The organism is Vibrio owensii, from assembly GCF_002021755.1.
In the GTDB taxonomy this organism is placed as follows: Bacteria; Pseudomonadota; Gammaproteobacteria; order Enterobacterales; family Vibrionaceae; genus Vibrio; species Vibrio owensii.
In genome coordinates, this window is record NZ_CP019959.1 from 3,343,263 (window position 1) to 3,370,136 (window position 26,874).

At 45.8% G+C, this 26,874-nt stretch carries 24 protein-coding genes; 10 read left to right on the forward strand and 14 right to left on the reverse strand.

Annotation, left to right across the window (positions count from 1 at the left end):
• Positions 1–74: 74 nt before the first annotated feature.
• Complete coding sequence (locus A9237_RS15680) at positions 75–572, reverse strand: hypothetical protein (RefSeq protein ID WP_005442105.1); 498 nt, start codon at positions 570–572, stop codon at positions 75–77.
• Between the two features lie 164 nt (positions 573–736).
• Between A9237_RS15680 and A9237_RS15685 the strand changes: the two genes are divergently transcribed.
• The 4 genes from A9237_RS15685 (at position 737) to A9237_RS15700 (ending at position 5,007) form a co-directional block, all read left to right on the forward strand.
• Positions 737–1,930 (forward strand): iron-containing alcohol dehydrogenase, encoded by a 1,194-nt coding sequence (locus tag A9237_RS15685; protein ID WP_078608587.1) that lies wholly within the window; start codon positions 737–739, stop codon positions 1,928–1,930.
• A gap of 173 nt (positions 1,931–2,103) precedes the next feature.
• The gene (locus A9237_RS15690) at positions 2,104–3,309 is read left to right on the forward strand and encodes an aromatic amino acid transport family protein (RefSeq protein WP_078608588.1); all 1,206 of its coding nucleotides are present in this window, start codon (positions 2,104–2,106) and stop codon (positions 3,307–3,309) included.
• Positions 3,310–3,567: 258 nt separating this feature from the next.
• Complete coding sequence (locus A9237_RS15695) at positions 3,568–4,692, forward strand: HD-GYP domain-containing protein (RefSeq protein WP_078608589.1); 1,125 nt, start codon at positions 3,568–3,570, stop codon at positions 4,690–4,692.
• Positions 4,693–4,791: 99 nt separating this feature from the next.
• Positions 4,792–5,007 (forward strand): hypothetical protein, encoded by a 216-nt coding sequence (locus A9237_RS15700; protein ID WP_078608590.1) that lies wholly within the window; start codon positions 4,792–4,794, stop codon positions 5,005–5,007.
• A 184-nt stretch (positions 5,008–5,191) separates the two neighbouring features.
• Here the strand turns inward: A9237_RS15700 and A9237_RS15705 are convergent, their stop codons facing one another.
• The 5 genes from A9237_RS15705 to A9237_RS15725 all read right to left on the reverse strand — a co-directional run bounded on the left by A9237_RS15705 (position 5,192) and on the right by A9237_RS15725 (position 11,860).
• Positions 5,192–5,740 carry an MSHA operon transcriptional regulator gene (locus A9237_RS15705; RefSeq protein WP_020195938.1) on the reverse strand — a complete coding sequence of 183 codons (549 nt, stop codon included), beginning with the start codon at positions 5,738–5,740 and terminating at the stop codon, positions 5,192–5,194.
• Between the two features lie 263 nt (positions 5,741–6,003).
• Entirely contained in the window at positions 6,004–7,782 is a 1,779-nt protein-coding gene (locus A9237_RS15710) for an ABC transporter transmembrane domain-containing protein (RefSeq protein WP_078608591.1), read from the reverse strand.
• A gap of 2 nt (positions 7,783–7,784) precedes the next feature.
• Positions 7,785–9,524 carry an ABC transporter transmembrane domain-containing protein gene (locus tag A9237_RS15715; RefSeq protein ID WP_078608592.1) on the reverse strand — a complete coding sequence of 580 codons (1,740 nt, stop codon included), beginning with the start codon at positions 9,522–9,524 and terminating at the stop codon, positions 7,785–7,787.
• 270 nt (positions 9,525–9,794) lie between these two features.
• Positions 9,795–10,286 carry a prepilin-type N-terminal cleavage/methylation domain-containing protein gene (locus A9237_RS15720; RefSeq protein ID WP_078608593.1) on the reverse strand — a complete coding sequence of 164 codons (492 nt, stop codon included), beginning with the start codon at positions 10,284–10,286 and terminating at the stop codon, positions 9,795–9,797.
• A 230-nt stretch (positions 10,287–10,516) separates the two neighbouring features.
• Positions 10,517–11,860, reverse strand: coding sequence for a sodium/glutamate symporter (locus A9237_RS15725; RefSeq protein WP_078608594.1), 1,344 nt, complete (start codon positions 11,858–11,860; stop codon positions 10,517–10,519).
• Positions 11,861–12,003: 143 nt separating this feature from the next.
• Between A9237_RS15725 and A9237_RS27165 the strand changes: the two genes are divergently transcribed.
• Positions 12,004–12,159, forward strand: a complete 156-nt coding sequence (locus tag A9237_RS27165; protein ID WP_153303237.1) for a hypothetical protein — start codon at positions 12,004–12,006, stop codon at positions 12,157–12,159.
• Positions 12,160–12,287: 128 nt separating this feature from the next.
• Here the strand turns inward: A9237_RS27165 and A9237_RS15730 are convergent, their stop codons facing one another.
• The gene (locus tag A9237_RS15730; RefSeq protein ID WP_078608595.1) at positions 12,288–13,166 is read right to left on the reverse strand and encodes a LysR family transcriptional regulator; all 879 of its coding nucleotides are present in this window, start codon (positions 13,164–13,166) and stop codon (positions 12,288–12,290) included.
• Between the two features lie 103 nt (positions 13,167–13,269).
• On the opposite strand from A9237_RS15730, the gene A9237_RS15735 reads away from it, so the two are divergent.
• Together A9237_RS15735 and A9237_RS15740 are read left to right on the forward strand one after the other, a co-directional pair.
• Positions 13,270–13,557: a putative quinol monooxygenase gene (locus tag A9237_RS15735; RefSeq protein WP_005389066.1), complete on the forward strand. Its 288-nt coding sequence runs from the start codon at positions 13,270–13,272 to the stop codon at positions 13,555–13,557.
• A gap of 11 nt (positions 13,558–13,568) precedes the next feature.
• The gene (locus A9237_RS15740; protein WP_078608596.1) at positions 13,569–14,546 is read left to right on the forward strand and encodes a Gfo/Idh/MocA family protein; all 978 of its coding nucleotides are present in this window, start codon (positions 13,569–13,571) and stop codon (positions 14,544–14,546) included.
• Between the two features lie 84 nt (positions 14,547–14,630).
• Here A9237_RS15740 and A9237_RS15745 read toward each other — a convergent pair whose 3' ends face one another.
• Positions 14,631–15,317 carry a DNA-3-methyladenine glycosylase I gene (locus tag A9237_RS15745; RefSeq protein ID WP_005377694.1) on the reverse strand — a complete coding sequence of 229 codons (687 nt, stop codon included), beginning with the start codon at positions 15,315–15,317 and terminating at the stop codon, positions 14,631–14,633.
• 86 nt (positions 15,318–15,403) lie between these two features.
• Here A9237_RS15745 and A9237_RS15750 point away from each other — a divergent pair, with 86 nt between their 5' ends.
• Complete coding sequence (locus tag A9237_RS15750) at positions 15,404–15,598, forward strand: hypothetical protein (protein ID WP_005377692.1); 195 nt, start codon at positions 15,404–15,406, stop codon at positions 15,596–15,598.
• Positions 15,599–15,683: 85 nt separating this feature from the next.
• Here the strand turns inward: A9237_RS15750 and A9237_RS15755 are convergent, their stop codons facing one another.
• Genes A9237_RS15755 through A9237_RS15765 form a run of 3 tightly spaced genes read right to left on the reverse strand, consistent with a single transcriptional unit; the run spans position 15,684 to position 21,146 of the window.
• The gene (locus tag A9237_RS15755) at positions 15,684–18,494 is read right to left on the reverse strand and encodes an Hsp70 family protein (protein WP_078608597.1); all 2,811 of its coding nucleotides are present in this window, start codon (positions 18,492–18,494) and stop codon (positions 15,684–15,686) included.
• Positions 18,495–18,549: 55 nt separating this feature from the next.
• Positions 18,550–20,514, reverse strand: a complete 1,965-nt coding sequence (locus A9237_RS15760; RefSeq protein WP_078608598.1) for an Hsp70 family protein — start codon at positions 20,512–20,514, stop codon at positions 18,550–18,552.
• Positions 20,514–21,146, reverse strand: a complete 633-nt coding sequence (locus A9237_RS15765; protein WP_005442696.1) for a DUF2760 domain-containing protein — start codon at positions 21,144–21,146, stop codon at positions 20,514–20,516. The genes A9237_RS15760 and A9237_RS15765 overlap by 1 nt, the downstream gene beginning before the upstream one ends.
• Before the next feature lie 286 nt (positions 21,147–21,432).
• Between A9237_RS15765 and A9237_RS15770 the strand changes: the two genes are divergently transcribed.
• Both A9237_RS15770 and A9237_RS15775 read left to right on the forward strand, forming a co-directional pair.
• Positions 21,433–22,974: a sensor domain-containing diguanylate cyclase gene (locus A9237_RS15770; RefSeq protein WP_078608742.1), complete on the forward strand. Its 1,542-nt coding sequence runs from the start codon at positions 21,433–21,435 to the stop codon at positions 22,972–22,974.
• Positions 22,975–23,056: 82 nt separating this feature from the next.
• Positions 23,057–23,587, forward strand: coding sequence for a 3'-5' exonuclease (locus A9237_RS15775; RefSeq protein ID WP_005442698.1), 531 nt, complete (start codon positions 23,057–23,059; stop codon positions 23,585–23,587).
• A 222-nt stretch (positions 23,588–23,809) separates the two neighbouring features.
• Here the strand turns inward: A9237_RS15775 and A9237_RS15780 are convergent, their stop codons facing one another.
• From A9237_RS15780 to A9237_RS15790, 3 genes are all read right to left on the reverse strand, one after another.
• Entirely contained in the window at positions 23,810–24,250 is a 441-nt protein-coding gene (locus tag A9237_RS15780; protein WP_005451837.1) for a tellurite resistance TerB family protein, read from the reverse strand.
• Between the two features lie 143 nt (positions 24,251–24,393).
• Entirely contained in the window at positions 24,394–26,334 is a 1,941-nt protein-coding gene (locus tag A9237_RS15785; protein WP_078608599.1) for an alkaline phosphatase D family protein, read from the reverse strand.
• A gap of 22 nt (positions 26,335–26,356) precedes the next feature.
• On the reverse strand, positions 26,357–26,707 hold the full coding sequence (locus tag A9237_RS15790) for a VC1380 family protein (RefSeq protein ID WP_005442702.1): 351 nt from the start codon (positions 26,705–26,707) through the stop codon (positions 26,357–26,359).
• Positions 26,708–26,874 lie beyond the last annotated feature (167 nt).

The window sequence follows — 26,874 nt, forward strand, 5'->3', positions numbered from 1 at the left end:
ACCTATCATGAGAATGACGAGAACAAAGTGCGAGAGGAAGATCTTTATTCTTATTGATGTTCCCACGTAATGAACTACTCGTTAAACACATCAATGATGGGTACGGCACATGTCCCATTGATGCAAATGTCCTTATATCCGTTATGACAGCGGTAGCACGTTTCAATCCTCAATGACGGATGACGATCTGATATGTCGTTTCCCTGCCGATCATAACTCCCGTAAAGCACTTCACCAGCAAGATGCTCGGTGACAAAAATAATGTTTTCTTCTTCGTAAACTGCAACTGCCGTTAAGCCATCGGAATAGGGGCCGTGCTTTTTATAAGCATCTACTTTGTGTTTCGGAACATAAATACTCAGGTTGGTGCCTTTACCTTGATTCGTCCAGTTGTACATCTTGACGGTCTCTTGAACAAACGTGGGCGTATCTGGCGGCAATACCACGTCTCGCCCAGGGATAACACTTTGTTTAACAAGCACAAGTTTGTCGAGGTTTTCTGGGAAGCTCGCCAATGAGCCCGCAAAAACGGATCCCGAAAAGACCAACAAAGCAAATGGCTTGTATCCCATGGCTCGTCCTCAACCATTAGTACTTAAGTTATAGAATAGTAGATAAATATTGGTTTGGTCGGCTTAGGAGCATAGATGGATGAATACGGAATTCTGTGAACCCACTATCTCGAATTGAAGAAAAAAGCATCTAGAATGAATACTCAAAAACAAAAGGACTTTGTATGTTGAAACATCTGCTTTATCGCGGTTACACCAATGGACTGAAGGTGGCCGCTTACGTTCTTCCTCTGCCGAAACCAACGTTATTTTCAGGCCCCGGTAGCATTCATGAACTCACGGAAGCCATCGCCGATCTCGGATTTAAAAAGCTGCTCCTCGTTACCGACGAAGGGCTAGTAAAAATAGGAATGGCAGAGCAAGTAGCAGAAAGTGCCAGAACGAGAGGTTTAGACGTCGCACTTTATGCAGAGGTAAAACCTGACCCTACTTATGATCAAGTTGAACGTGGATTAAATGTCTACCTAGAATCCGGTTGTGATACGATTTTGGCGCTTGGCGGTGGTTCTGCAATGGATTGTGCCAAAGTGATTGCGGCCAGAGTGACCAACAAGAAATCCATCAAGAGATTGGCCGGCTTGTTTCGCGTGTGGAGAACACCTGCGCCATTATTTGTTATTCCTACAACGTCAGGTACCGGTTCTGAAGTTACCGTCGCGGCAGTCGTTTCCGAGCCAGAGACTCACCACAAAACCCCTCTAATGGACCCGAAGTTAGTACCTTTAATGGCAGCGCTAGATGCCAATCTACTCGTCGGTTTGCCTGCAAAGATAACGGCTGACACTGGTATAGATGCTCTGACTCATGCGATTGAAGCCTACATATCCCGCAACGCGACGACGGAAACCAAAGCGTATTCAGTTGCCGCTATTAAACTCATATTCCAATATCTCCCTCGTGCAGTAGAAAAGGGTAGCGATATTCAAGCTAGGCAAAAAATGGCGATGGCGTCTTACTATGCAGGCCTTGCCTTTACCAAAGCGAGTCTTGGCTATGTACACGCGTTCGCGCATAACCTAGGTGCCAAGTATGGTTTACCTCATGGAATGGCAAATGGCCTTGCTTTGCTACCAGTGCTCCGGTTCTCATTCTCTGAGATTGAGCCACAACTAACTGCACTAAGCGGAGCGTTAATCGATGCGCAAAGTGAGGCTATGCCAAACGCACAAGCGTTCCTCGAGAGATTGGAAGGGCTGTACAACGAGATAGGCATCGAGCAAACGTCGTCACTGTTGAAAACCTCCGATACTGACGAGTTGGTGACTTTGATACTTAAAGAAGCGCATTGGAACTATCCAGTGCCTAAGTTCATGAATGAGGAAGAGTGCGCCCAATTGCTCGCGGAAATCAGAGTTTAACTATCGCTGTATAAAATAATTTACACATATGGATTTTTATCCTTACACTTTGCTTGATCTTATTAGAAAGATCCTACAGAATCGTCATCATTCCAAATATGGTGTTAGGTTTGGTGTGCTGTAGCCCGATCTGATGCTGATGAATCTTATTAAGCTGTAAAGATAAATATACAATGAGTCGATCTAAAGTGTTTGGTAGCACCCTGATTATTGCAGGGACTACGATTGGTGCTGGTATGCTGGCGCTTCCTCTTGCGTCTGCAGGTATTGGTTTCTCAACCTCTCTTATTATCATGTTGGGATTGTGGGCATTAATGGCGTTTACGGCGCTATTGATGCTTGAGCTTCACCAATATGCGGACAGCAGTGCAACCCTTCATACTTTGGCGAAGCAAATCCTTGGCCGGAAGGGTAAGTGGGTGGCGAGCTTTGCGATGCTGTTCTTGTTTTACTCATTGTGTGCCGCTTACATTGCTGGTGGTGGTGCTCAGTTTGGTGACCGTCTAACAGAGTGGTTTGGGTTGGATATTTCAGGCTCGACTTCTACCATCATCTTTACTCTTATTGTCACTATGGTTGTGACGGTTGGTACAGGAACGGTAGACAAGGTAAACCGCGTACTGTTTGGCCTTAAGATGGTGACGATGATCGCTGTGCTGTCTTTCCTTGCGCCAAACGTGACCGAATCTTACTTACTGAGCATGCCAATTGAACAAGGCCTTATCGTTGCAGCAATTCCAGTCATCTTCACCTCTTTTGGTTTTCACGGCAGCATCCCTGCGATTGTTAACTACCTAGATGGCGACACCTCGTCTCTACGTAAAGCCATCATCGTTGGTTCTACGATTCCTTTGGTTATATACATCTTCTGGCAAATCGTGACGCTTGGTGTTGTGAGCCAAGATACACTGATTGAAAACGGCGGTTTAAGTGCGCTTATCGGTCAATTATCTCAAACGGTTCACCAATCAAACCTTGGTAGCGTAGTGGGTGTATTTGCTGACCTTGCTCTTTTGACGTCTTTCCTTGGTGTGAGCTTGGGTCTGTTTGAATTCTTGGGCGACACCATCAAAGGCGACAGTGAAAAACCAAACCGTCTGGTTGCTGCTGTAATTACTTTCACACCGCCATTAGGTTTTGCATTGTTCTACCCACAAGGTTTCATCATGGCCCTGGGTTACGCAGCGATTGCTTTGGCTATTCTTGCTATCTTCTTACCATTGGTGATGGTGGTGAAAGTGCGTCGCTCCGATGAGTTTACAGGAGAATACCGCGTGGCAGGTGGTCAGGGAGCACTCTTAGTAACGGGCATTGCGGGTACGGGTATTGTGATGGCGCAGTTACTCATTACTCTGGGCGTGCTTCCTGCTCTGGGTTAATCACCAAGCTGATAGATAACGAACAACTCATCATGTATTGAAAAGCCAGTGTACGAGAGTGCGCTGGTTTTTTTGATCTGGATTAAATTACCGTAGAATATTCGGTGAAAAGATTGGCGAAAATCTGTTTTTATTTCGTACACTTAAGTTGTGGTATGTCGATAATTTAGGTGGAGAAAAGCCGCTCTAATCACATCAAATACGCTGACTTTCATGAGCCTTTTCTTCTGGTTTCTCTACTTGGTGTGGAGGTGAAGTATGGCGCACCGGAGCTTTTACCCGTTTGCAAAACCGCTCAATGAGCAAATGCAAACACTGAAGAATAGGATGCAGGCACATTTACCGTGTGTCGATAGGGTGTCTTTTGCAAAATATCACCCAAAACAAGGCATGCTAAAATCCTTTGCTGAGAGTGAGTTCGACACTTGGTGTTTGGCTCATCATGAAGCGCCACTTCGTAAACTTCATAATTTAAGCATTGCTGCTGACAATGCCATTCCTCGTCTTGTTAACGATCTCTACGACATCAACCACTGTCCGCGCATTCAAACCTTATTGAAAGAAGGTTATCACTCATCTGTTGCGATCCCTTGTTACGATCGTCAAACCTTTACTGGTTTCGTCTTTCTCAATTCGATTCAGCCTAATGCGTTCAGTGCAGAAGCTTTGAATGGGTTAAAGCCTTACTTTGAAATGGTGCAGTTCGCGGTGGAGTCTGAAGACCATGTTGTTAACGCTATCGAGCTGTTAGCGGAAAGAATGCAGTGCTTAATGCCAGGTTATTCACCAGAGGTTTACTCGCATAGCAAACGAATGGGCATGTACGCTCAATTGATTGCCACCCAACTTGCTGATACATACCAATTCAGTGATGAGGTTGTGGAGCAAATCGGCATGTTCACTCGTTATCATGCTCTAAGCGACATTAAGCTTCCGGCAGATATCGTATGCAATCGTCGCTGTGTGAATGCAGAACAAGAAGCGCTGTTAACGGAGCACATTGAGCAATGTGTGGAATCAGCCGATAACATTGTGGCAAGAATCGGCAATCCGGTTCATCCGAGTGTCACTTTGTTCCAACAAATCATTTCTTACCAACATGAAAACCTAGATGGCTCTGGTTATCCGCATGGGCTTGAGCATTCAGGTATTCCAATCGCTGCGCAAATAGCAGCCGTCGCCAATGTGTTTGATGTCATGACCACCCATCATCCATATCGTCAAGCGTGGTCAATTCCGTATGCCTTGTTAGAACTAGAGAAACGTGTTTATCAAGGCTTGTTATCCCGAGAGTGCGTGAATGCCTTGCGCGAACATCAAGGCTATCTTAAACAGATCATTCATAAGTACCCAGAGCACTACGCTGGTATGAGTTTAATGTGAGAGTAGAGGAGCAAACCGTGAAGGGAATCAAAATATTGACTAGGAGGTCAGAATAAATAATACTGTATATGTATACAGTAACTCGTTTGGAGGTGAAGTATGTTGTGGGAAACCCTAGAAAGAGTAAACCGCTTACGCCAACAAGCACTTGCGAATGCTGAATTCGTAGAGTCTGCAAAGGAACATGAAGAAGCTTTGCAAGACCAAGAGTATCATTACCAACCAAGAAAGCGTTCAGCCAAGGACAAACAAGGTAAGAAGTCACTGGCCGATATCTATAAAGAAGTAGAGTTTGGCGCTAACGCTCGTCATTAACTGGTTCAACAATGCTGCGACTCTCATCCTACTTTTCTCACCGTCGCAGCTCCTCCGTCAGCGAGCGCTGTACAATTGCAACGCTCGCTGCGTTAATAACAATCCTGATTTAATCTCTTCGTGACAATGTCACTATTAACGTATCGAAAGCATAAAAAAATCCCCCGAACAGTCGGGGGATTTTTTAGAAATCTGCTTTGCGTACGTAATGGGGGTTTTTGTACTTTTTCTCGGGACCAAAAGTAGACACCACCAATTTATTCCACAACGCTTTATCAAACTCGCCTTTAGGAATCGAAGGGTAGAGGGTTTCTTCCTCTTCTCTTGCAAAGTTCATGTACTGCTTTTTCTTGATTTGGTTGTACTTCTTAGCAATTTGATTGTGCTTTCTTACCCATTCAAGTTTGTACTCGCGCAGGACTTTTTCACCTTTCTCTGCATCCATACGAGACAAGAAAAGACGCTTGTACGACACTTTTCTATCCAGCATGGTACGCATGACGGTTTGAATGTACTTACCGTGATGAGTAATGGTGATGTCATTCTCATCAATAGGCGTGATACACCAGCTCTTTGGCAAAAAGCTTGGTTTCTTAAATTGCTTATTACGTTCCATCAGCACCTGATGAAGAACTAAATCAGATGTGCCGCGGAAAGTCTTTTGCCACTTAGCGATTCGAATTTGTAACGAACCTGGCAAGCGATAGATGTTAGTAAACTTATCTTGGTCCATGGACTTCAGTCATGAAATTAATATGCAATAGAAAACAGTCCGACATGAGCTTTGAGCGAAAAGAAAAACACTTTAGCGGGGCTAGCTCGTGTCGATAATTAACGCGATTTTACAACGACCTCGCGGATAATAGCGAGGGGTTATGTCAATAATAGGTAAGAAATAAAGAAATTGTTTAGATTATGAATGGAACTTTCGTATAAGGAAAGCCCGCAGCATAGCTAACGGGCTTCAAGGTAGTGGTAGCGTATTATGCAGACTGTTTAAACAGCTTCCTCGAATTGCTTGTCGTCTTCCTCTTCGATTTGCTGAATATGGCGATTGGCTTGCTGAAGTTGATACATCTGTGCATATCGACCATTTTGTTTTAACAGCGCTCTGTGCGTGCCACTCTCAACTAAATCTCCGTGATGAAGAACGATGATTTGGTCGGCATCCAAAATCGTCGATAGGCGGTGAGCTATTACAACAAGCGTCATATCTTGACGAAGCACTTCAAGGCTTTTTTGAATTAACGCTTCTGTACCCGAGTCGATGTTTGCCGTTGCCTCATCCAAAATCAGAATCTTAGGCTTAGCGACAAGTACACGTGCGAGCGCAAGCAATTGTTTTTGACCTGCCGAAAGGTTCGTTTCACCCTGACCAAGTTGCGTATCTAATCCGTTCGGGTAACGACGAATCTGTTCAACAAGGCCGACTTTTTCCAGTGCATCCCAAATCTGCTCATCTTTTACCTTTCTGCCCAAAGAGATGTTCTCACGAACGCTGGCCGGGAGAATATGTGGGTCTTGCTGTACCATCGCAACGTCTTTACGCAGCACGTCTTTGCCTAAAGATTTTAATGGACGCCCGTCAATCCGTAGTTCACCGATTTCGGTTGGATAGAACCCCATGAGCAAAGAAGCGAGTGTGCTTTTACCGCTACCGGTGTGGCCAACAAGCGCAATAAAATCTTGATGCGACGCTTTCAGGGAAATGTCCTTCAATACGTCTTGTTTGCCATCGTAGCTGAAAGTCAGGTTGTTAAGCTCAATCGCACCTGTTTGCAGTGGCTTATGGTCATCGCCGTATGTTTGCTCTTGCGCATCGATCAACTCGAATACACGCTCACTCGATACCAATGCTTGCTGAAGCAATGCCAACTGCTGTGTCATCTCAATCAAAGGTTCGGTCACGCGTGCTAGATAACTGATGAAAGCGTAAAGAACACCCACGCCAATCAACTCGACACCATTAAAGCCAAAGATAGCGACAAGAGAGAGTAGGGCAAGGCCTGCGAGCAAATCCATAAGAGGGCGTAATAGGTAGCCATTCAAACGAATCACTTTCTTCGAGGCAACCAGATGCTCGTCAGTGAGGCCATTAAACTGTTTGTTGAAGCGCTCTTCTTGCAGCATTAACTGCACCACACTCATGCCTTGAATGGATTCGCTTAAATTGGCGTTAATGTCTGTCAGTAGGTCACGCATGTTTCGATAGCTTTCTGTACTGAGCTTTTTGAACAAGTACATAAAGCCGATTACGATTGGCAGCAGCACCAACACGACGATAGTCAGCTTCCAGCTCATGTAGAACATGACGCCCAACATCACCAAGATCATTACTGCGTTTTTCACCACAGTGGCGATCAGTAACTCATAAAACTGTTGCAGCGATTCCGTATCGTTGGTGATACGAGAAACCAACTTACCCGCAGGAGTGTAATCAAATGCCGATAAAGGCTGCTTGATCACGCCAGAGAAAACCTGTTTACGAATCGTTTTGATCGTGTTGGTTGCCACAATACTAAATTGCAATGATTGGAAGTATTGAAACACCGCTGAAATAAGCTGCAAGGCAATGTAACCTGCGGAAAGTGAGATCAAAATGTCGCGTGAGTAATCACCTTTCGCGATGTGTTCATCAATAAAATACTGAATCAGCCAAGGTCCGCCAGCACTGGCTAACGCCGCGATAAACAGTAGCGCCAAGCCTTTTAGCATGGGTTTTGGCTGCGACAATGGGTAAGACATTAACCGTTTAAACGTTGTCGATTGCTTCATGATTAGTCCTCCATTGCCTGTTCTAGTTTCTGGTACTGGTACATTTCCGCATACCAACCCTGACGTTCCAGAAGTGCCTCATGCTGGCCACGTTCTGCTATGTGCCCGTGATTCAACACCACAATCTCTTCTGCCGCTTCTAGAGCAGTGAGGCGGTGGGCAATAACAATCAATGATTGCTCTCGATAGTAAGTCTCTAAGTTCTTCAGAATCTGGTGCTCGGTACGTCCATCAACAGCGGATAGGGCATCGTCCAAGACCAACACTTGGGCATTGAGAAGCATGGCACGTGCGATGGCGATACGTTGTTTCTGACCTCCAGAGAGGGTGATGCCTTTTTCACCCACTTCGGTTTGGTAGCCTTCAGGAAACTTCTCAATATCGTCGTGGATACAAGCCAGTTTCGCCGCTCGATAAACGTCTTCTTTTGATGCGCTAGGGTTGCCCAGAGCGATATTGTCGAAGATAGATTTAGAGAACAAAAACGGGCTTTGGTTAACAACAGCAAAACGATCTCGCCACTCGGGCAGGACTGCGTCCTTGATTTTGATATCACCAAACTGAATCGTACCGTTATCCATGTCATGTTGACGAAGCAGTAAGGTTAGTAAGGTTGATTTACCACTGCCGACTGGGCCTGCAATGCCGAGCATTTTTCCTGGCTCAAGAGTGATATGGACATCAACTAGTGCTGGTGGCAGATCTTTAGACCAGTGGAATTCATCAATCTTGATCTGCAAAGGCAAAGGTTTAGTGCCTAATGGTGTTTTACCACTGACGATCTCTGGCTTTTCATCGAAGATTTCTTGCAGACGGTTCCACGCGGCAGAGCCTCTTTCCAAGATGTTAAATAGGAACGCGAATGCCAGCATAGGCCAGATCATAAGACCCAAATACATAGTAAATGCGGTCAAATCCCCAAGTGTGATATCACCTTGGTCAACTAAGTAGGCACCAGACGCCACGCTCAAAAAGAAAGACATACCAATAGTCAGCTGAATGGCTGGATCAAAGCGCGCATCAACACGGGCAACGGCGATGTTCTTCTCGCCTGTATCATCCACAACCTCTTCAAAACGTTGCTGCTCTTGGTTTTCTAATCCGAAAGCACGCAGCATTCGCACGCCATTTAGTGACTCTTGAGTCATGTCTGACATCGTAGAAAAGGCTTCTTGTGCGATTTTGAATCGTTTATGCAGAATACGAACGATGAAGAAGATGATGATGGCAAGAAACGGCATCGGCAATAATGCCATTGCAGTCAGCTTCCAACTGATTTGCGTCACCATAATGATCAGTACCGCGATACCAGTGATCAGAGAATCGGCCGCAGTTAACACGCCTTCACCAGCGGTCATAACAATGTTGCGAACATCGTTCGTACCACGCGCCATCAGGTCGCCAGTTTTGTAGCGTTCAAAGAATCGAGGGGGCTGAGTAGAGACATGACGATAAAGGCGATTACGCAAAATGGTGCCTAGTTCCCAACTCGCGCCAAATAGCCAAATTCGCCACAGTATTCGACAGCCATATATCGCAAAAAACAGCACGATAAGGCCTAATAACCACATCACTAAGGTACTGGTTTCAAGTGTATTATCGACCACGCCATCGACAATAATGCCGACCGCTTTGGGAGGAACAAGCTGAAGGGCGGAAATGACGGCAAATAGCAGGATGGACCCCACATATTGTTTCCACTTTAGTTGGAAATACCAACGCAGCTGCCAGAATATTCTCATTTCGCCTCCTGCTTAAATTATTGAATTTGTTATGGAACCATTATTGAGCGAATTGATGAGTTTACAAGCATAATTTTTGAGCGAAATGAAAAACAACACAATGTGTCGATTTTATAGAGGCTCGATGAATAGCCGCCTTATGTATTGCTGAAAGGGGAGGATGTAACAAGATATTGTGAAATTAATGTTAATTGCAGTTTTGAGGGGTTCCGTCTCAAACAGAAAGGAAAGCTTCAAAAGTAACACTCTTGAAGCTTGTTTTTACCGGTTTTAGCAGTCTCTGGTTTGAATTCCGTACTTTATTTGACCACCTGCTGTTTTTGGATAATAGACTTCTACGTAGCAAAGGTTGAATATGTCGACAGGCTTATTAGCAAAGCCAATTAAGAAATAGGGTTCATCTTCATCGTCCACTCCGTACCAACGATTGATAGTCAGTTTTGGGTCAAATCCGGCGAGCTCTTTTGCTGGAATCACATTCTTGATATATCCGTAGTAGCCAATCAGATCGTTGACGCCATCGTTATTCAAATCAATGTTCATCAGTTCACCAGCGTCGACGTTCTCTTGCGATTGGAGCACCGCTTTTGCATAGACTTGATTGTTGGCTGTCATCAGCGCCTCACGAGCACCATACAAGACAGCAATGCGGGCATCCTTCTGGATACCAAGAAATTTTGGGAGCGCAAGGACACTTACCACCCCAAGAATGATGATACAAACCACCAATTCTACCAGTGTAAAACCTTTGGTATTACGCACAGCCAACCTCCGAATATGTATTTTTATAGTCTGCTATTCTGGAGCAAAATTATGGCTGGAAAGGTATTGAAAAAGAATGAAGTTATGCGATGAATGATTCGGTTCTAATATATAAAACAAGTTGCTTAAAATTGCATTCGTAATTTATTCAATCTCACACAAAAAGTAAGTGTAATCTCAATAAGAAAAAGCCCCAATCCTATAAAGATATGGGGCTTTATATCATCGCTTTATGAGGTGCTTGTTGCTGCGTGTGAGCCTTGTTTGAAAACAAAACGCCAAATGAAAAGAACCACGGCTATGTACGCTAGACCAACGCCAAGCGCCTGCCAGTGCATGCCGTTATACATCGCGATCGGCATCAAAGAGATAATGAAGATGTCAGTTATTGAGCCTGGGACATAAGCGATGGCGTAATCATCAAGTACCTTGCTACGCATCTTTGGATCAACAATACGAAGTAGAGCAATCCCCATAGCTACCGTGCCGGTTAACCAACCCCAAGAGAAGATGCCTTTCTCAAACCAATCTTCGCCCATGATTCGTGGTGCTACCCAAAAGATTAACCAAAGTGTGAAACTTACACCGCCAATTGCTAGTACTACCATAGGCATTAAGTACTGGGCTAAGACGGTAATCTTGATGGCTGAGATACCAAAGATAATCAAATAATCGGTACTGATGCCCGCAGCGTGTTTGAATGCACCGTCACAAAGATAGCGTGAAGCTTTCGTTTGTTTCGCGATGATTCGCACAAGCATGCCGCCAAGGAAGCCAGTTACAAACGTCGGGATCTGCACCTTATCGTGGAAAGAAGACAAATAGTTGGCAGCGACATAAGAGAAAGCGGTTACGACAACCACTAGCGCAGCGTGAATCGCGAAAGAATCAACCGACAGGGAAGACATGGTGTCTTTCATTACCGGTTCTTGATCATCAGGCTTAACAAGGCCTTTGCGTTCGTGTTCGTCCATGCTGTCGAATGTCGTAAAGCTACGAATCCAACCCATCTTCAATGCGAATTGCAGCATGAGCATGCCGACAGAAATCGAAATGAAAATACCCACGGTTGCGAAGGTTAAGCCAAGTGTGAAGCCATCTTCCCAGCCAAGCCCCGTGAAGATTTCACCAACCACAGAGGCAGAGCCGTGACCGCCCATAAAGCCCGCAGACATTGTCACACCAAAGCCGGGATTAATCTCTGGCCAGAAGAAGGTAGTGATAGCGAGACCAAACATTGCCGCAAACAACCACTGAGAAACAGAAGCGATTTGGTTGAATGCCCACAATGAGCCAGCGCGCTGTGCGACGGTTTTAGGTGATGGAACATCCGTTGCCAAACCTAACGCAGAAAAAAGTGCAGCAGTTAAAAGGCTTGCGTTAGCGGTAAAGGTGTCGGTCCAAGGCAGTACGTTTAGCAGGGCTGGTCCAAAAATCAGACCGAATAATCCCGCGAGAACCGCCGATGGAATGTACATACGTTGTAGTAGTGGCGTGTGAACGCGAATGACTTTTGCCAAAATCAATAGTAAGCCAGCAATGGCTAAGTCAGTCAGCATTAGACCTTTAGGCATCTTATCCTCCAGTAAATGCAGTCAAGGGGTAGCGTCCTTGTGACCAACCTTGATTGAAAAATCACTCCCAACGAAAAAAGTCACATACGTGACCAAAAGTGTTGAGAAATCAATGTCGTTTTCATAAGCAAAGGAATGCGCTTATGCAGTTTGAAATGAGTGCAAGTGTCGTGATTGCGCACGAACTTGAAGAGAAATTTGATGAAATTTCTCGATGTTATTTTGATAGTTCACTCAGGAAAGGCGGCAATCCTAGTCACTTTGTCAGAGCAATGCAATTGATGGGAATCAACAAATAGTGTTCACTAAATGAGCGTTCCATGCTAACGGCCTGAAAAATAAAGACAATTAACAAGAAATAATATTTGTCATATCGACAATAAAAGTTGATTGAGTGGTGAAATTGTCGCCGCTTTATGAGGTGGCGTTACGGATTCACATGCGAAAGAACAAAATCAACCAAGGTGCGGTTTTTAAGGGAAAGCTGTTTTGAACGGTAAAGCAGGTGGATCGGTTTTGGCTTGGGAGCATGTTGCTGGAGAATTTCTACTAAGGCACCAGATTGGATTTCCTGTTCAACTAAGATCTTTGGTTGCAGAAGAAGACCAGAGCCTTTTAACGCGGCAAACTTAAGTGCATCGCCATTATTAGACGTTAATCGGGTGTTGCTGTTTCCAAAGGTATTAGATGGCATGTTCACCACTTGTTGGCTTTCTCCTTGGTGATACTGAAACCCCAAACAATGATGATGTTCAAGGTCATCAAGCGATTGGATAGGGGCATGTTGCTCAAGGTAAGAGGGTGAGGCGCAGTAAGTCATGTGGTATTCACCCAATTTTCTCGCGACTAACGACGAATCGACCAATTCACCGATTCGAATAATCACGTCAGCTTCGCTTCGATATGGGTCAATCAAATTGTTGTCCAACATCAGCTCAACGTTCAAATCGGGAAATTCAGCTAAGAAGTCAGCCACGATAGGAGCAATGACCTTTTTGCCATACGTGACAGGGCAGTTAACTTTTACTGTTCCGGTTGGACGGTTGATCAGCGTCTGGATCAGGTTCTCTGCGTTGGTGATGTCTTCAATAATGCGGTGGCACTCTTGGTAGTAGAGTCTACCGGCTTCGGTCAGGGACTGTTTGCGCGTGGTGCGATGAATCAGCTGTGTACCTAAGCTTTGCTCAAGAAAGCTCACGTGCTTGCCAACCATGGTCGGTGAAATATCAAAGCGGTGTGCTGCATTACGAAAGCTGCCGTGTTCGACCACGTAAGCGAAAACTTTCATGCTTGTTAATTTATCCATTACACACCCAGAGTTGATAAAGAAATAACTAAATCAGAGTTTATCAATCAAATGAGGTTAATTACAGTGGGCGTATGATTAAGAATGGAGAAAGAGATCCATCATGAGCGAGACGATTTTTGTTACCGCCGAACTGAAAATGAATGCCGATAAGCCAAGACAACAAGTGGTTGAAGCCATTGAACAATTTTGCCTTGATATGCAAAGCGAAGCGGGGTGCTTGCAAGCGAATGCGACCTACGACTCTAAAGATCCACAACGTGTGATTCTTTGGGAGCGATATGAAAACCGCGCCGCGATTGAAGCGCATTTTGCTATGCCGCATACACAAGCGTTTATTGCGGCTGAAATGGCGGAGTTAGTTCAAGCATTCGAAACCCAAGCTCAATAGGAGACGTGAACATGAAATGGGGCATTTTAGGCACAAGCTTTATCTCAGGAGTCATGGCTGAGGCAATCCAAGGCGATGACAAGAGTGAATTGTACGCGGTGGCTGGGCGTTCGGAACAGAACTTAAAGGCATTCGCTGAGCAGTATGGCATCGAGAATACGTTCACCGATTACGATGCGTTGATTGCTGATGAGCAAGTCGACATTATTTACATCGCATTGCCAAATCACCTTCATCATGACTTTATCGTCAAAGCGGCAGAGCAGGGGAAAGCGATCCTGTGTGAAAAGTCACTCTCGGTAGATATGGAAAAAACCGAGTTGGCACTAAAAGCAGTCGAAACGCACAAGGTATTCTTTGCTGAAGGTTTGATGTACTTGCATCACCCGTTGATCAGCGAGTTGGTTTCGGTGCTTAAATCGGGAGAGGTTGGGGAACTTCGCTCCATCCATACGTCTTATATTGCGTCGATTGCGCAGTTTGTTAATCCAGACAGTAAAGGTGCTTTGTATAATTTAGGTTGTTACCCAATGTCATTGGTGCATTTGGTGGTGAAAACCATGTTGGGTGAACAAACCTTTGAGAACCGTTCAATGACAGCGATTGGTCGACAAGGTAACGATGGGAATATCTGTGAATCGAGTTTGATGATGCAATTCGGTGAGCAACAAACCGCGAGCGTACACACCGCTGAAGATCACGGATTGAAACACCAATTCACCATTCTTGGTAGCAAAGGCTGTATTACGTTAGATTCAAACCCATGGCTACCAGCGCAAGAAAACCAGTTTAGTGTGGAAATTTACGAGACGTCGAAGCGTGAAGTGTTTGTTCCGGCGGCAGGGGATGCTTTCTTCTATCAAGTGCGCAATATTCGCCAAGCGGTTGAAGCAGGGCGTACCTCGTTAGAGAACCCTTGTGCAACATGGGAAGACTCTCACCGTATTATGCAGCTACTGACTGAGTGGGAATCACTGGCTTCAAAGTAAGTTTGTGCTTGAAGCAATGAACATAAAAACGGCACACTAAATATAATGATTAGTGTGCCGTTATTGTTTTGTGTTCAGTCTGGATTAAATACGGTTATCGCCGGTGCTGAACGCAATGATTTGGCTGATCTCAGACAGGCTTCTACCACTTTCTTGCTGCCATTGAACAAACGCTTTATTGGTGGCATCGAGCGATTTCTTCGTATCTTTGCCACCTTCAATGATCTTGCAATTGCGCAGGTAAGCCTCGACGTCGCTAGACAAGATAAAGGTATCAACGCCCATTTGACGAAGTGTGTAAGGGCCAGTATTTCCGCCTAGGCGATTACCGCGTTTCTTCAAATACGCCCATAGGTCGGTGATTTTCTCTTGCGGCCAATCGGCAACCATTTTGCCAAACGAGCCGTATTCGATTTTTGCTTCGTGGATCATACGAGCATTAGCAGGAATCGACATGACTTTAGTGAGGTGGCGAATGATGCGTTTGTCGGTTGCTTTGGTTTCCCATTGCTCGTCTGACAGCATCAACAGCGGCTCAATCTTAAATCCGAAGAACACTTCTTCGAAGTTCGGCCACTTGTTGCGAACCACGCTCCACGAAATCCCACTTTGGAATACCTTCATTGAAAAAGCGGCCAGCCAACGGTCGTCGGGAATCGCTGCCAGCTCTTCTTTGCTTAGTGGATGAGATAAAAGCGCTTCAAGTTGATCTTCACCACCTTTACGCTCAGCAGCACGCTGATAAATCGCGTCAAATTTTTCGATACTCATAAAAGAAGTTAGTCCTAGTTTATGTCGATATTTGCGAAACATACTACGCTTAAGTGGCTGAATCGTAAATTGATGGAGTGTCACAAATGAAGAAGGTCACATTAACGTTTGTCGGGGAAGGTTCGGATCGTATTGCGGAAAAATTCTATGCGTGGATGACGGACGGTGGGTTAGAAGACAGCATGATTGAGAATTTATCTGACCGTGAAATCTCAGTGGTCGGCATCAGTGATATGGATAATGAAACGCGTGATGTGGTGATCAATACGGAAATGAACTAACGAGTCGTCGTTCGTCAGCAAGTAGAATCAGATAAAACAAAGCCCTTCACTCGAAGGGCTTTGTTGCGCTTATAAGCATGGGAGCTTAGTTATTTACCAGCGTCAGACCGCTTGGGAGTGCATCACCAAAGATACGCTTCGATTCGCTCTCAGATAGCTCTTTGACTTCTTCAACCAGTGATACCCAAGATTCAGGCACCTTGCTTTGCTTCAACTTAGCCAATACCTGCTCACGGTAGTCGTCCGAGATATCGAATAGTCGGTCGCCCGTCTTACGACAAATCATTACGGCTGCAAACGCGATCATTGGCTCTTTCTGCCAGTTCTGCTCTAACAGCTTAGGCAACCATTGTTCCGCTTGTTCACGAGGAACAACGTTATGCTGACTGCCATATAAAGGCGTACGCGATGCCAAGCGACCCATAGCCCACCAGTGCGCTTGTTCGAACTGGTTATGGTTGATGGCTTTGCTCAAGAACCACGTTGCTAATAGAACCTTGTCTTCGACTTCTAGATGCTCTAGAGAGGCAGATAAGCGCACCATTGATTCGTAACCCATGTCTTGCGCTGCTTTGGCGGATTGTGGGTTTTTCATTGCGCCAGGATGTAGGTATTTCGCGATGTCTGCCAAGATGGTCTCTTGTTGCTCTTGGCTCAAGCCACCTGCGATACGACGCCAGAACACCCACCAGTCAGTCCAACCTTGATGGTTCTTAAACTGAATGTTTTGTTGGTAGAGACCCCAAACTTGTTCAATGCGCCATGAGTCGGTTGGATCGCCAAAGCCCGGACGCAGTGCAAAGCCAGCCAAACGAAGCCAGTTTTTCTCGTGTTGTTCAGAGCGGCGACGACGCTTACGACCTTGTGCAAAGGTATCGAACAGTTGACGTAGGGTCGTGAAATCCCATTCGTCACGTTTGCCAAGTTTCTTCTCAAGATCTTTGGCTAAGGTTTTGATCTCTTTGCTTTCCGCGCTTTTCTTATTGCCGCTGTAAAGGCGAGCGATCAGCTCCTTACATTCGTTCAGTTTAGGGTGAAGCTTAACTTGCTCGCTGTCATCGGTTTGCTTGTTACGAACTTCGAATTCCAGCTCCCAACGTTTGCTGTCATCTTCTGCGCTGACACATTCCATCTTAAGCGTGCCGACTTCGGTCAACTGACACGCCAGTTGCACTTCTACGCGCTCTTTTTGGTTGGCTTGCAGTTCGGCACCTTCACCTTCAAGGGTGGTGATATAAGGTGGCAGAGGAGCAAACAAGTCAGGATCAACGTCCACCATCACACCGTTTTGAATAGCGGTGTTATTGCTTAAGGTGTCGTGGGTAGAAGTCAGCAGGTTAAAGCGAACGGGTTCACCTAGGGTAAGCGAGAAGCGACGACCACTTAAGCGGATCTCGTGACCTTCTTCTGTCCCTTTTGCAAGCAAACAGAGCGCTTTGCCCATCTTATTCTTTTCTTGAAGATGCAAGAAGTAAGAACGCGCTGCACCACCACCAATTTTTAGCTGTGCACCACGACGTGCTTTACCAAACGCAACAGCACCTAGTGCAACAGACCAATCTGGATGTGGGTTATCTAATACCGTAACCGGAGCGCCGCGCCAATCGGACAGTAGGGTAGTGACTCGCTCAGTCACAAGTTCACTATTGAACACACCACCGTTAAGTAGCAAACCTACCGGAATTGCATTTTGTTTGTCGTCTTCAATGCCGAGAGCGGCACGAGCAACTTGTTGGTGCTGAGTTAAGAACTCGGCTACGTGTTTGCTAACTGCTGGGTCAGCAACGTATGGAAGACCAAACTCGACAACGGCGCTGCGGCGTTTGTCTGGTACTTCACTGAAATCAGAAAGCGGGAAGAAGCCATCCAAAGCGATTTGGTGCACTTCTTGTTTGCTCAGCCCAATACTCTTTGTTCCGCCAAGAAGTTTTGAGCCACTGCCTAGCATGGTGATTTTTACTTCTTCAGGTGCACTCGCTGAAAGCAGGTTTTCTTTCGCCTTGCGAGTTTGCTGAATCAACTTAGTCAGGCTTGCGGCAGTGAGCTTCTTACTTTGGTTGAAGCGGCTTTCTGCAAGGTGTGCTAATGCTAAATCGAGGTTATCACCACCAAGCATCAAGTGCTCGCCAACGCCAATACGATCAAGGGCTAGCTCATTTTGTGAAGAGAAACTTGCTTCAATCAAGCTCAAGTCGGTAGTACCACCACCCACATCGCACACCAGAATCAGCGGTAACTCTTTGAGCTCATCAGCTGCGGTTTGCTGGTGGCGTGCGTACCAGTCGTAACATACGGCTTGTGGTTCTTCGAGCAGGACGATTTTCTTTAAGCCTGCCAGCTCAGCCGCTTCAAGCGTGAGCTTACGAGCGGTTTCATCGAACGACGCTGGAACGGTCACAACCACATCTTGGTCTTCTAGCTTATTGCTAGGGTGACGGTAGTTCCATGCTTGACGAATGTGGTTGAGGTAGCTTGCGCTGGCAATAACGGGTGAGACTTTATCTACGTCTTGCGCACCAGCCCAAGGAAGAATGTCTGAACTACGATCCACTGCTTGGTGCGATAGCCAGCTTTTAGCACTGGATACCTGACGTCCTTCCACCTTAGCGCCTAATTCACGAGCCCATTCACCCACGATCACATTACTAATGTCGCCAGATACAGGTTCGTTTTCCCAAGGGAGTGTTAGGTCAGAAGGGGAGATTTGACCAACCGCAGGGTGATAGCGGAAAGAGGGCAGCAATGGTTTACGAACCACTTCACCCGGACCAATCAATTGGTCGATGTCGAATAGGGATACTTCGGATTGTTCAAGGTTGTCGGTGATTTCACAATACGCCACCACAGTGTTTGTGGTGCCAAGGTCAATACCAACAAGGAAACGAGGAGATGCCATACAAACCTTCGTGTATTTAAAAACGGCACCCGATTGGATGCCGTTTGATTTCTATTTATTCTTCTTCGTTTGAGTTGCTTTTCGCGTCTTCGCGCACATCGAACTCAACATGCCATTTTTGACCGTTATCAGCGGCAATGGCTTCTAAGTAAAGCGTACCAAGCTCTGTGACGCGAGAGGCTAGGGTTACCGGAACCACTTCACCTTCACGACGACCTTCAGATACAGGCAGCGTTACTTGGATTTCTGGAAGCTCTTCAAGCTCTTCTGGAGCCCAGTAGTCTAGGTGAGTACCTGCTAGGTCATCACGACGAACCGTTGAGCCGAAGAATTGGAAGTTAACCGGCTGACCGATGATCAAACCAAACTCTTGGCTTGGTACGTCAACGCTTGAACCTTCTTCCATACCAAATGGTGCAACACACAGTGCTTCCATTGGAGGCGCCATGCCCGGAATCGCTGGCATCGCACTTTCGATACCCACGTAGTACGCCGAAGCAATACCACCACGGATACGAACGCCTTGACCACGACGTACAGAGCCGTAGTAAGCCGCACCGCTAGCAACCGCAAGGTCTAGATCCACACCTGTTAGGCGTTTCGCCATTTCAGCATCTGCTTCAATTAGCCATTCGTTGATCGTGTCTTCTAGACGAGTTGCTAGAAGTTTCGATTTCAGAACGCCACCGTTGAATAGGATTGCGGTTGGCTTGATGAACTCAGCTGATTGGGTTGCATCCGCACCTGGCATACCAGGCATGTTAGCGAATGGATTGAAATCTTGAGCTGCTGCTTCTGTGCCATTTCCTGAAGCAGCAAGAGCATTGGCTTGCTTAGACAAGAACGCTGCAATGTGACGAGTAATACCCGCATCTTGTGCGTAAGGCAGACCCATTTGCGTTAGTGCACCACGGTTACGTTGAACAGGGTGGTCCGTAATCGCAACTTGAGGGAAGAAGCCGTCAACCAGTGTTTGTTGTACTTCTTCTTGAGTCAGTTCTGTTTTCAGCGTTGCGCCAAGCAGTTTAGAACCACGGCTTGGTACTACGATTGGCACTGACTGAAGCTCACTGTCGTTCAATAGCGCTTCTTTCGCGTCACGACATGCGTGCGTCATTGCCTGAACTTGCCATGGCTGTAGCTCTTTGCCTTCTTGCGCTAGCTTCATCTTCAAGCGGTACGCAAGCGCAAGGTCCATGTTGTCACCGCCAAGTAGGATGTGTTCACCTACCGCGATGCGGTTCAGAGTTAGGTTGCCGTCGTCTTCAGTTACTTCAACCAAAGAAAGGTCGGTTGTACCACCACCGATATCGACCACAAGCACGATGTCGCCAACTTCAACTTCGTCGCGCCATTTGTCGTTGCTGTTATCAATCCAGTTGTAAAGCGCAGCTTGTGGCTCTTCTAGAAGCGTTAGGTGCACAAAGCCAACGTTACGTGCTGCTTCTGCAGTTAGATCGCGAGCAGCAGGATCAAAAGAAGCAGGAACAGTAATAGTTACGTCTTGATCGGCAAGGTTGTGATTTGGGTTCGTGTGATTCCAAGCGTCTTTTAGGTGCTCTAGGTAAAGCTCTGTCGCACGAAGAGGGGATACTTTTTCCACTTCTTCTGGGCTACCTGCTGGTAGGAATGCATCACGACGGTTCACACCAGCGTGGCAAAGCCAAGATTTCGCACTTGCAACAAGGCGAATTGGCGTTTTCGAACCTAGGTTACGTGCAATTGCACCAACCAGAGCTTTTGGCTCGCTCGACCACGGAAGAACGCGTGATTGCGGGTTCATTTCGTGCTCGTGCGGCTGGTATAGGAAAGATCCTAATTGGCTGCGAGTCTCTACCGTGCCCGGCGCAGTCAACTGCGGGATAGGCATCACTTCAACGCGAGCGTCCTCGTTGTGTGTATCAACAAAAGACATGACACAGTGTGTTGTACCTAAGTCGATACCAACACTGAATTTAGGCGTCTGTTGAGTTTCAACAGACGCTTCTTGAGAATGGTTTTCTTGGTTCATGTGTTCCATTAAAGCTCAACCTCAGCTGGAGCAATCACAGATGCATCGTAGTTCTCAGCCAGTTTAGGCAACGTCATTGATGTTGCTTTCCAACCTTTGTGAACTAGCGTGCCGTTGAATGGCGCGCTGCCTGTTACGTTGCCAGTTAGGCGGATTTCTTGTGGGTTGAAGCCTTCTTCAACCGTAATGCGAGTTTCTTCGTCTTCGTTACGAACGTGCGCTAGCGTCACGTAGTCGTTCAGTACTTTCTGACCGCCAGTGTGGATTACGCGAGCGGCTGCGCCTACTTCTTCATCAGAGAATGACGTTAGGTCTTCTTTTAAGAAGTCAATCAGACGAGCTTCTTGTTGCATGATAGAAAGCAGCTGCATTGCAGAGTCCGTTGATGCTGTTGCAAGTTTTGATTCAACTTCTACAACACGCTCTACGACTTTCTCTACTTCCACTACTTTTTCTACTTCAACGATCTTCTCAACTGGCTTCTCAACCTCGACGATTTTCTCGACCGGTTTTTCTACCACTTTCTCGACCACTTTTGATTTGCGCGATACCGCGATCAGAAGAAGTAAAACACTCGAAGCTGCCAGACCAGCATGCAGCATATCGAACGTTTGAGGAATTAGATTCAAATCAATGTTCATGACGTTTTTTCTCTTTCTATTGATTTATTGGTGCTCAGTATTGGCTCATGTGTTTACTAAAAGGATCGTCTTTGCGACCTGCACCAAGTTTAGACATTAAAATGATGGTGGATGGTAGCATATTCAAGGCTTAAGACTGTAATAATTCGTGAATATACCGCATGATTAGCATGAAAAATCAACGATTAGACGGAGCGGCAAACGTTGTTGCTTGATGTTTACCCACATGTGGCGCAGTATTTCCATCATTATCGAAGCATTGCACGCAAAAAACGTGGAACACGAAATGACATATAGCACGGCTCAACAGAGCATTTTCAAACGATATTCTGCTTCTATTGTAGCCTTTATTACGGTCATTATCGTTACCGCTGGCATGGTTGGTGTTGCCTACAAAATACAACAGCGTTACACCATGACCATCTTTGATACCTTGGCTGACCGCCAAGCGGAATCTCTTAAACTTGCCGTAGAAAACGATCTTGAGTTCATCGGTGCGGGAGCGAACTTTTTTCACTCCGTTGATAAGTCTTACTGGACGCAATTTCCTTACTATGCGAAGCAAGTAGTGGGCAGCTCAGAGAGTTTGATTGCTTTACAATGGATGCAACGTGTTGAGCCGAGTGAGTTAGAAAGTTACCTCGCTAAAACACGTCAAACTTTCCCAGACTTTCAGATCTTTACCGTACCCAAGGATGGCGAGAAGACATTCGGATACATCCTTAAAGACGATGCGCCTGCTTATGTGGCGACCGATATCTATCCAAGAACCGCAACCAACCTGTCTTTGCTTGGCTTTTATTCCTCACGTCTGCGTTTTGAGTTGATCTTAGATGACATCATCACTCATGACAGAGCCAACATTTCAGACAAAGTTCGTCTATTACAAGATGGCTACGACCAGTCATTAGAGAAAACCGGCTTATTGGTTTATCACCCAGTATTCAGCTTCGACAAACAAGAATTGCTTGGTGTCGTTGTTGGGGTAGTGCGCAGCACGGCTTACTTCGATCAACTGATCACAAAGACGGCAACGGAACTGGATATGTCCGTCAAGGTTGAAGATAAGGGGTTTGATGCTTACGACGATCCTCTGTTGTTTAAAAGTGAAAACTGGGACGCTTTAAACGGTAAGATCATCAGCCGTACCATTCATTTGCCAAACCGAGATTGGGTCATCGAGTTTAAACTTTCTGAATCCGTATCTGCGTGGGAGCGTTCAGTACTGTATGGTACAGGCATCGCGGGTTTGGTTATCGCCTTCTTGATTAGCTATATCGTTAATCTACAGTCGCGTGAGAAGGAACGCCTTGCGGTGATGCTCGACAATAAAACGGTGGAGCTAAAGCGCATGGCAGAGTTGGATCCGTTGACCCAATTGCTGAACCGACGCGTATTTAACGATAACTTACTGCACTACATTAATAGTGGCGTTAAGTTCTCTTTAGTGGGCTTCGATATTGACCGTTTTAAGCTTATTAACGACAAATATGGACACTTGGCCGGGGATGAAGCGTTATTGCATGTCACTAAGCTGGTGAACGCAAATCTGCTTGATGGTGACCGCTTTTACCGCGCCGGTGGTGATGAGTTCTGCATTTTATCGCGAGTGACGGATAAAGAAGAGTTGGCCATCTACTTAGATAAGCTACGTGGGATAGTGGCGAGCTCTCCGTTTGATTACGAAAGTACGCCAATCATTTGTTCGCTTAGCATCGGTGCTGCGGTGCACAAAGATGAAGATCCTGAGAGTTTATTCCATAAAATGGACGTGCAGCTCTACCAAAGTAAGGAAAATGGTCGAAACTCTGTATCGATCGGCGATTAATTCAGCGAGCAAATTCGAGTTTTGAGATTGGTTACGGTAGAATCTCACGCTTTCAAATTTACGTTAGGAATCAAGACAAACTATGAACCATAACCGTATCGTCTGCTTCGATTTAGAAATGTGCTGCTGGAATGAAAACGGCGTGGGTCGCACGGGCGAGATCATTGAAGTTGGTTTGGCTGAAATAGATTTGTCGAAAGGTGAAATCGTAAAGCGCGCGCAATACTACGTGAAACCAGAACACGATGAAGTGTCTCTGTTCTGCGCCGAGTTAACGGGCATCACACCGCGTAAGATTGAAAAGCAAGGTCGACCACTAGAAGAAGTCCTCAAATCGATGCTAAAGAACTTCGGTGGTCGCAATAAGATTTACGCATCATGGGGACGTGATGACCTTATCTTGCTTGAAGAGTGCCAACAAAAAGGTATTGATGCACCATTTACCGAGTTCATTAACTTAGCAACCTTGTACCGAATTCAAAATCGTCTTAAAGAAAAACGTATTGGACACAGAGCGGCGCAAGAAGCCAAAGGTATCGAGTGGGAAGGTCGTCAGCATTCCGGTTATGTGGATGCATACAACTTGGCGAAACTTGCACTGACCATGCTATAAGCTTCTGTTTTCATAAATCTTTCATTGGATTTCAGTCTGCTCGTCATAAGCCAGCTCTAAATTAGTTATTAATAAATAACAACAATGTTGGCTAGTCTCTTGCGGAGATGATGATGTTTGATTCGGTCAAATCCAGACTAGAGATACAAAAAACGCGCTCATGAGGCGCGTTTTTTATTGGTTCTTATTTTTGTTTAGGCTGTATTTTATTGAGGTAGCGCTTTACTGAGACTGTAGTTTCGCTCGGATAAAGTCGCTGTGGTCGACGTAGAGTAGCTCTGCTGTTTTGCGAATTACGGCATCTTCCAATGGGTCAATTTCACCGTCAGCGTACGCCACTTCCCACATACTTTTAATCAGTTCGTAGCGGGTTTCTTGTGAAAGCTCACGCAGTTGAGACGTAAAGTCATAAAGGGAAGTCGATTCACTCGATCGGTTCTGAGCCTGATTCAGTAGTGTGTCGGTCTCTTCTTCCGTCAGGGAAAGCAATTTCATGATCAAAGAGCGTTTGGTTGCTTGCTCTCTTTCATCGATTTGATGGTCCGCACCAGCCACTTCACAAAGCAAGCAGGCTATCGCCATATTGGGTGACAGCGTGTTGGATTGGCTAAGGTCCGAGCCTTCTATAAGTTGTTTAAATAATGAAGTAAGCGAATTAAACATGTTGAGCACCAAGCTGTTATCTATTTATTTAAGATGGTAATGGTTTGAGCAAATCTCAAGGTCTTGATGAAATTTGATCAAGATCTCATACGGTTGAGATGACATTTTTGCTCAATACAGTATTTGACCGCCAAAAAGCGGATTTATTCCTCAACCTTTGTCGGCGGGAAATCGATTGAATCACCTTCACTTGTTAAGATGCTGATATTATTTGGCTTTCCGTCTTCATCCAATCTCAGCTCGCCAATCGCACTTTGGTTCACGAGTCGATAAAAATTGTGGTTGCTTGGTGCGCGTTTAAAGATCTTCAAACGCTTACGTTTGGTAAACAAGTTCAATGGTGAGCGAGGGCTATACAGCAGACGATCCATTGCATCACATGCGCTCAGAAGTTGCGCTGGAAACTGGTTCTTAATCCCACTACACGTGATCTGATAGATGTTTGGACTATTACGGCGAAAACGCAACTTGATGTCATAGGCGAAGGAGTAGTGTACATCGCCAGAGAGAATCACGAAGTTAGTTGGGGTTTTGGTATGAGTGAAAATACTGATCAAGGTATTCGCACTGCCCGGATGCGCCATCCAGTTCTCCGCGTCAATCAGCAGCGGCTGACCAAAACTGGTCATGATGCGTTGCAGCGTCTCAATAAACTTCACACCAAACATGGGCGCAGCAGAAACGATGATCACTTTGTCTTGATGCATCAGCTCTTGTTGGAATTCAATCAAGGCTTCCCAATCCATCAAACCCGACGGTTTATTCATGCGTGATTCTGAACGCCAACGACGAGTACGTGTATCCAATACCACCACTTTTGGTGAGGTGTGAATCGTATAGTGCCAATCTTCAAAACGATAAAGGTACTTTATGAACTCGTCTTGAGATTCTGAAGTCAGCTCTTCAAAGTAACGGCGCGCATGCTCCATAAACGGGGCGTTGAATTTTTCTGGCGCGTTTCCCCAACCTTGGCATAGCCAGTAAGCGATCAGGCTGTTACCGATGATGCGATGTGAGAAGAGGTTCTCATTGGCTGCTTTTTCCCAGCCAACCGTTAGGTTCCAATCGTCGGTCACGTCATGGTCATCAAAGATCATGTAAGTAGGAACGTGAGCGAGTAAACGCTGGACTTTATCCAAGCCTTCGACAAACGCATCAATATGGACTTTCTCATCACGCCAATGTTGCTGCCATTTAGGCTCTAACGCTTTTCCGCCGGTTGTAAATTCTCTTTCCAATAAACGTTCACGATTGACTAGCTTCCATGGCACTGGAGACCAAACGAGTAGGTACATCGCAAACAGCTCGGCAAAACTGATGAGATGGTTTTCGCATTCACGTGAACTGAAAATAGGGGTGCCACGATGGGGGAAGAACTTGCTAAGTAAGCTGCCATCGTCCACGTAGTGGGGCAGAATGTTATCTCGGCCATAAAAGCAATCTGGGCTTTGATACAGTTCTTGCGTGTTTCTAATTGGTGCTTGCGCGAACTCTTCATCAGGCAAGCCTAGCAACTCGACTAATTGCTCAATCGCATCCAGCATTGGACCTGCTACATGGTCGGCATAGATTTGGTCACCGCTCATGATGAGCATATCAGGGCGGTCTTCTATCGGTTGGCTAGCAACTTTTGCGTCAGCTTGGACCAGAGTGTCCTTACTAAAATGATGTGGGTTACGACATGAGCCATGCAGGACATAATCGGCTTTTTCACTGATTAGGAACTCCACACCTTGTGCTGAATCTGTGCCTTCACCGTAGACTAGATGGGGCATCAACTCGGTTAGCAAACCGGATTGGGTATGGATTTGATAGCGTAATGCTTGATGGGTAGGAAACTCACCTTGCAGCGTGAGCATGCAAACCCAAGCGCGTTTACCAACTTGTAATAGATGCTCTGCCGAGACTGGTTGAGAGTAATATTGCGCCCCAGTGGTTACATCGTTGATTTCAACCAAGCCTTCAAGAGGTTGCGTCGTCACCAACCAAATGTTCACTTCCGTTGCGGTGACTTTTCTTAAAATCGGACCGGCAACAATCAGAGGAAGAGAGGAAAGTTCGTTGGTGTTGAGCGATGTTGGCAAAGCGGTTCCTTAATATTTTGAATCAGTGTTCTGAATCTTCTTCGAGTATTTCGATAACTTGCGAACTACTAAGTTCATGTCCCATCAGAAATAAACCTAACATAGCATCGGCTTTAGATGCACTGTCGCTGTCTTCATCGAGAATTTGCTGTAGACGAGTACGGATCAGGTCGATTTCATGATCAACAAAACCGCGACCTTCTTCTTCGCCTTGGCCATCTTCTGGTGCGTTATCGAAATGCATAAACAGCATGTCACCATCAAGAGTGGTGCTTTCCAAGCGTTCTGGTAGCCATTCTTCACCCATCACGATATCGGGGTCGCTACCTTCCGGCAAGTTGTTGATTATGGAGATGAGTTCGGATGCTTTCACGATAAACTGCGGCTTTGGTCATTGGTTTTCTATTGTATCGGCGAATCTGGCAAAAATCTAAATCTCATTGCTGAGAGAAGAGAGAATTTTGACCGTTTCGTGTTTGATTGCGTGCAGAGTAATCAACCAATGAAAAAGAGCTCGTTTCCGAGCTCTTTGTTAAAGGG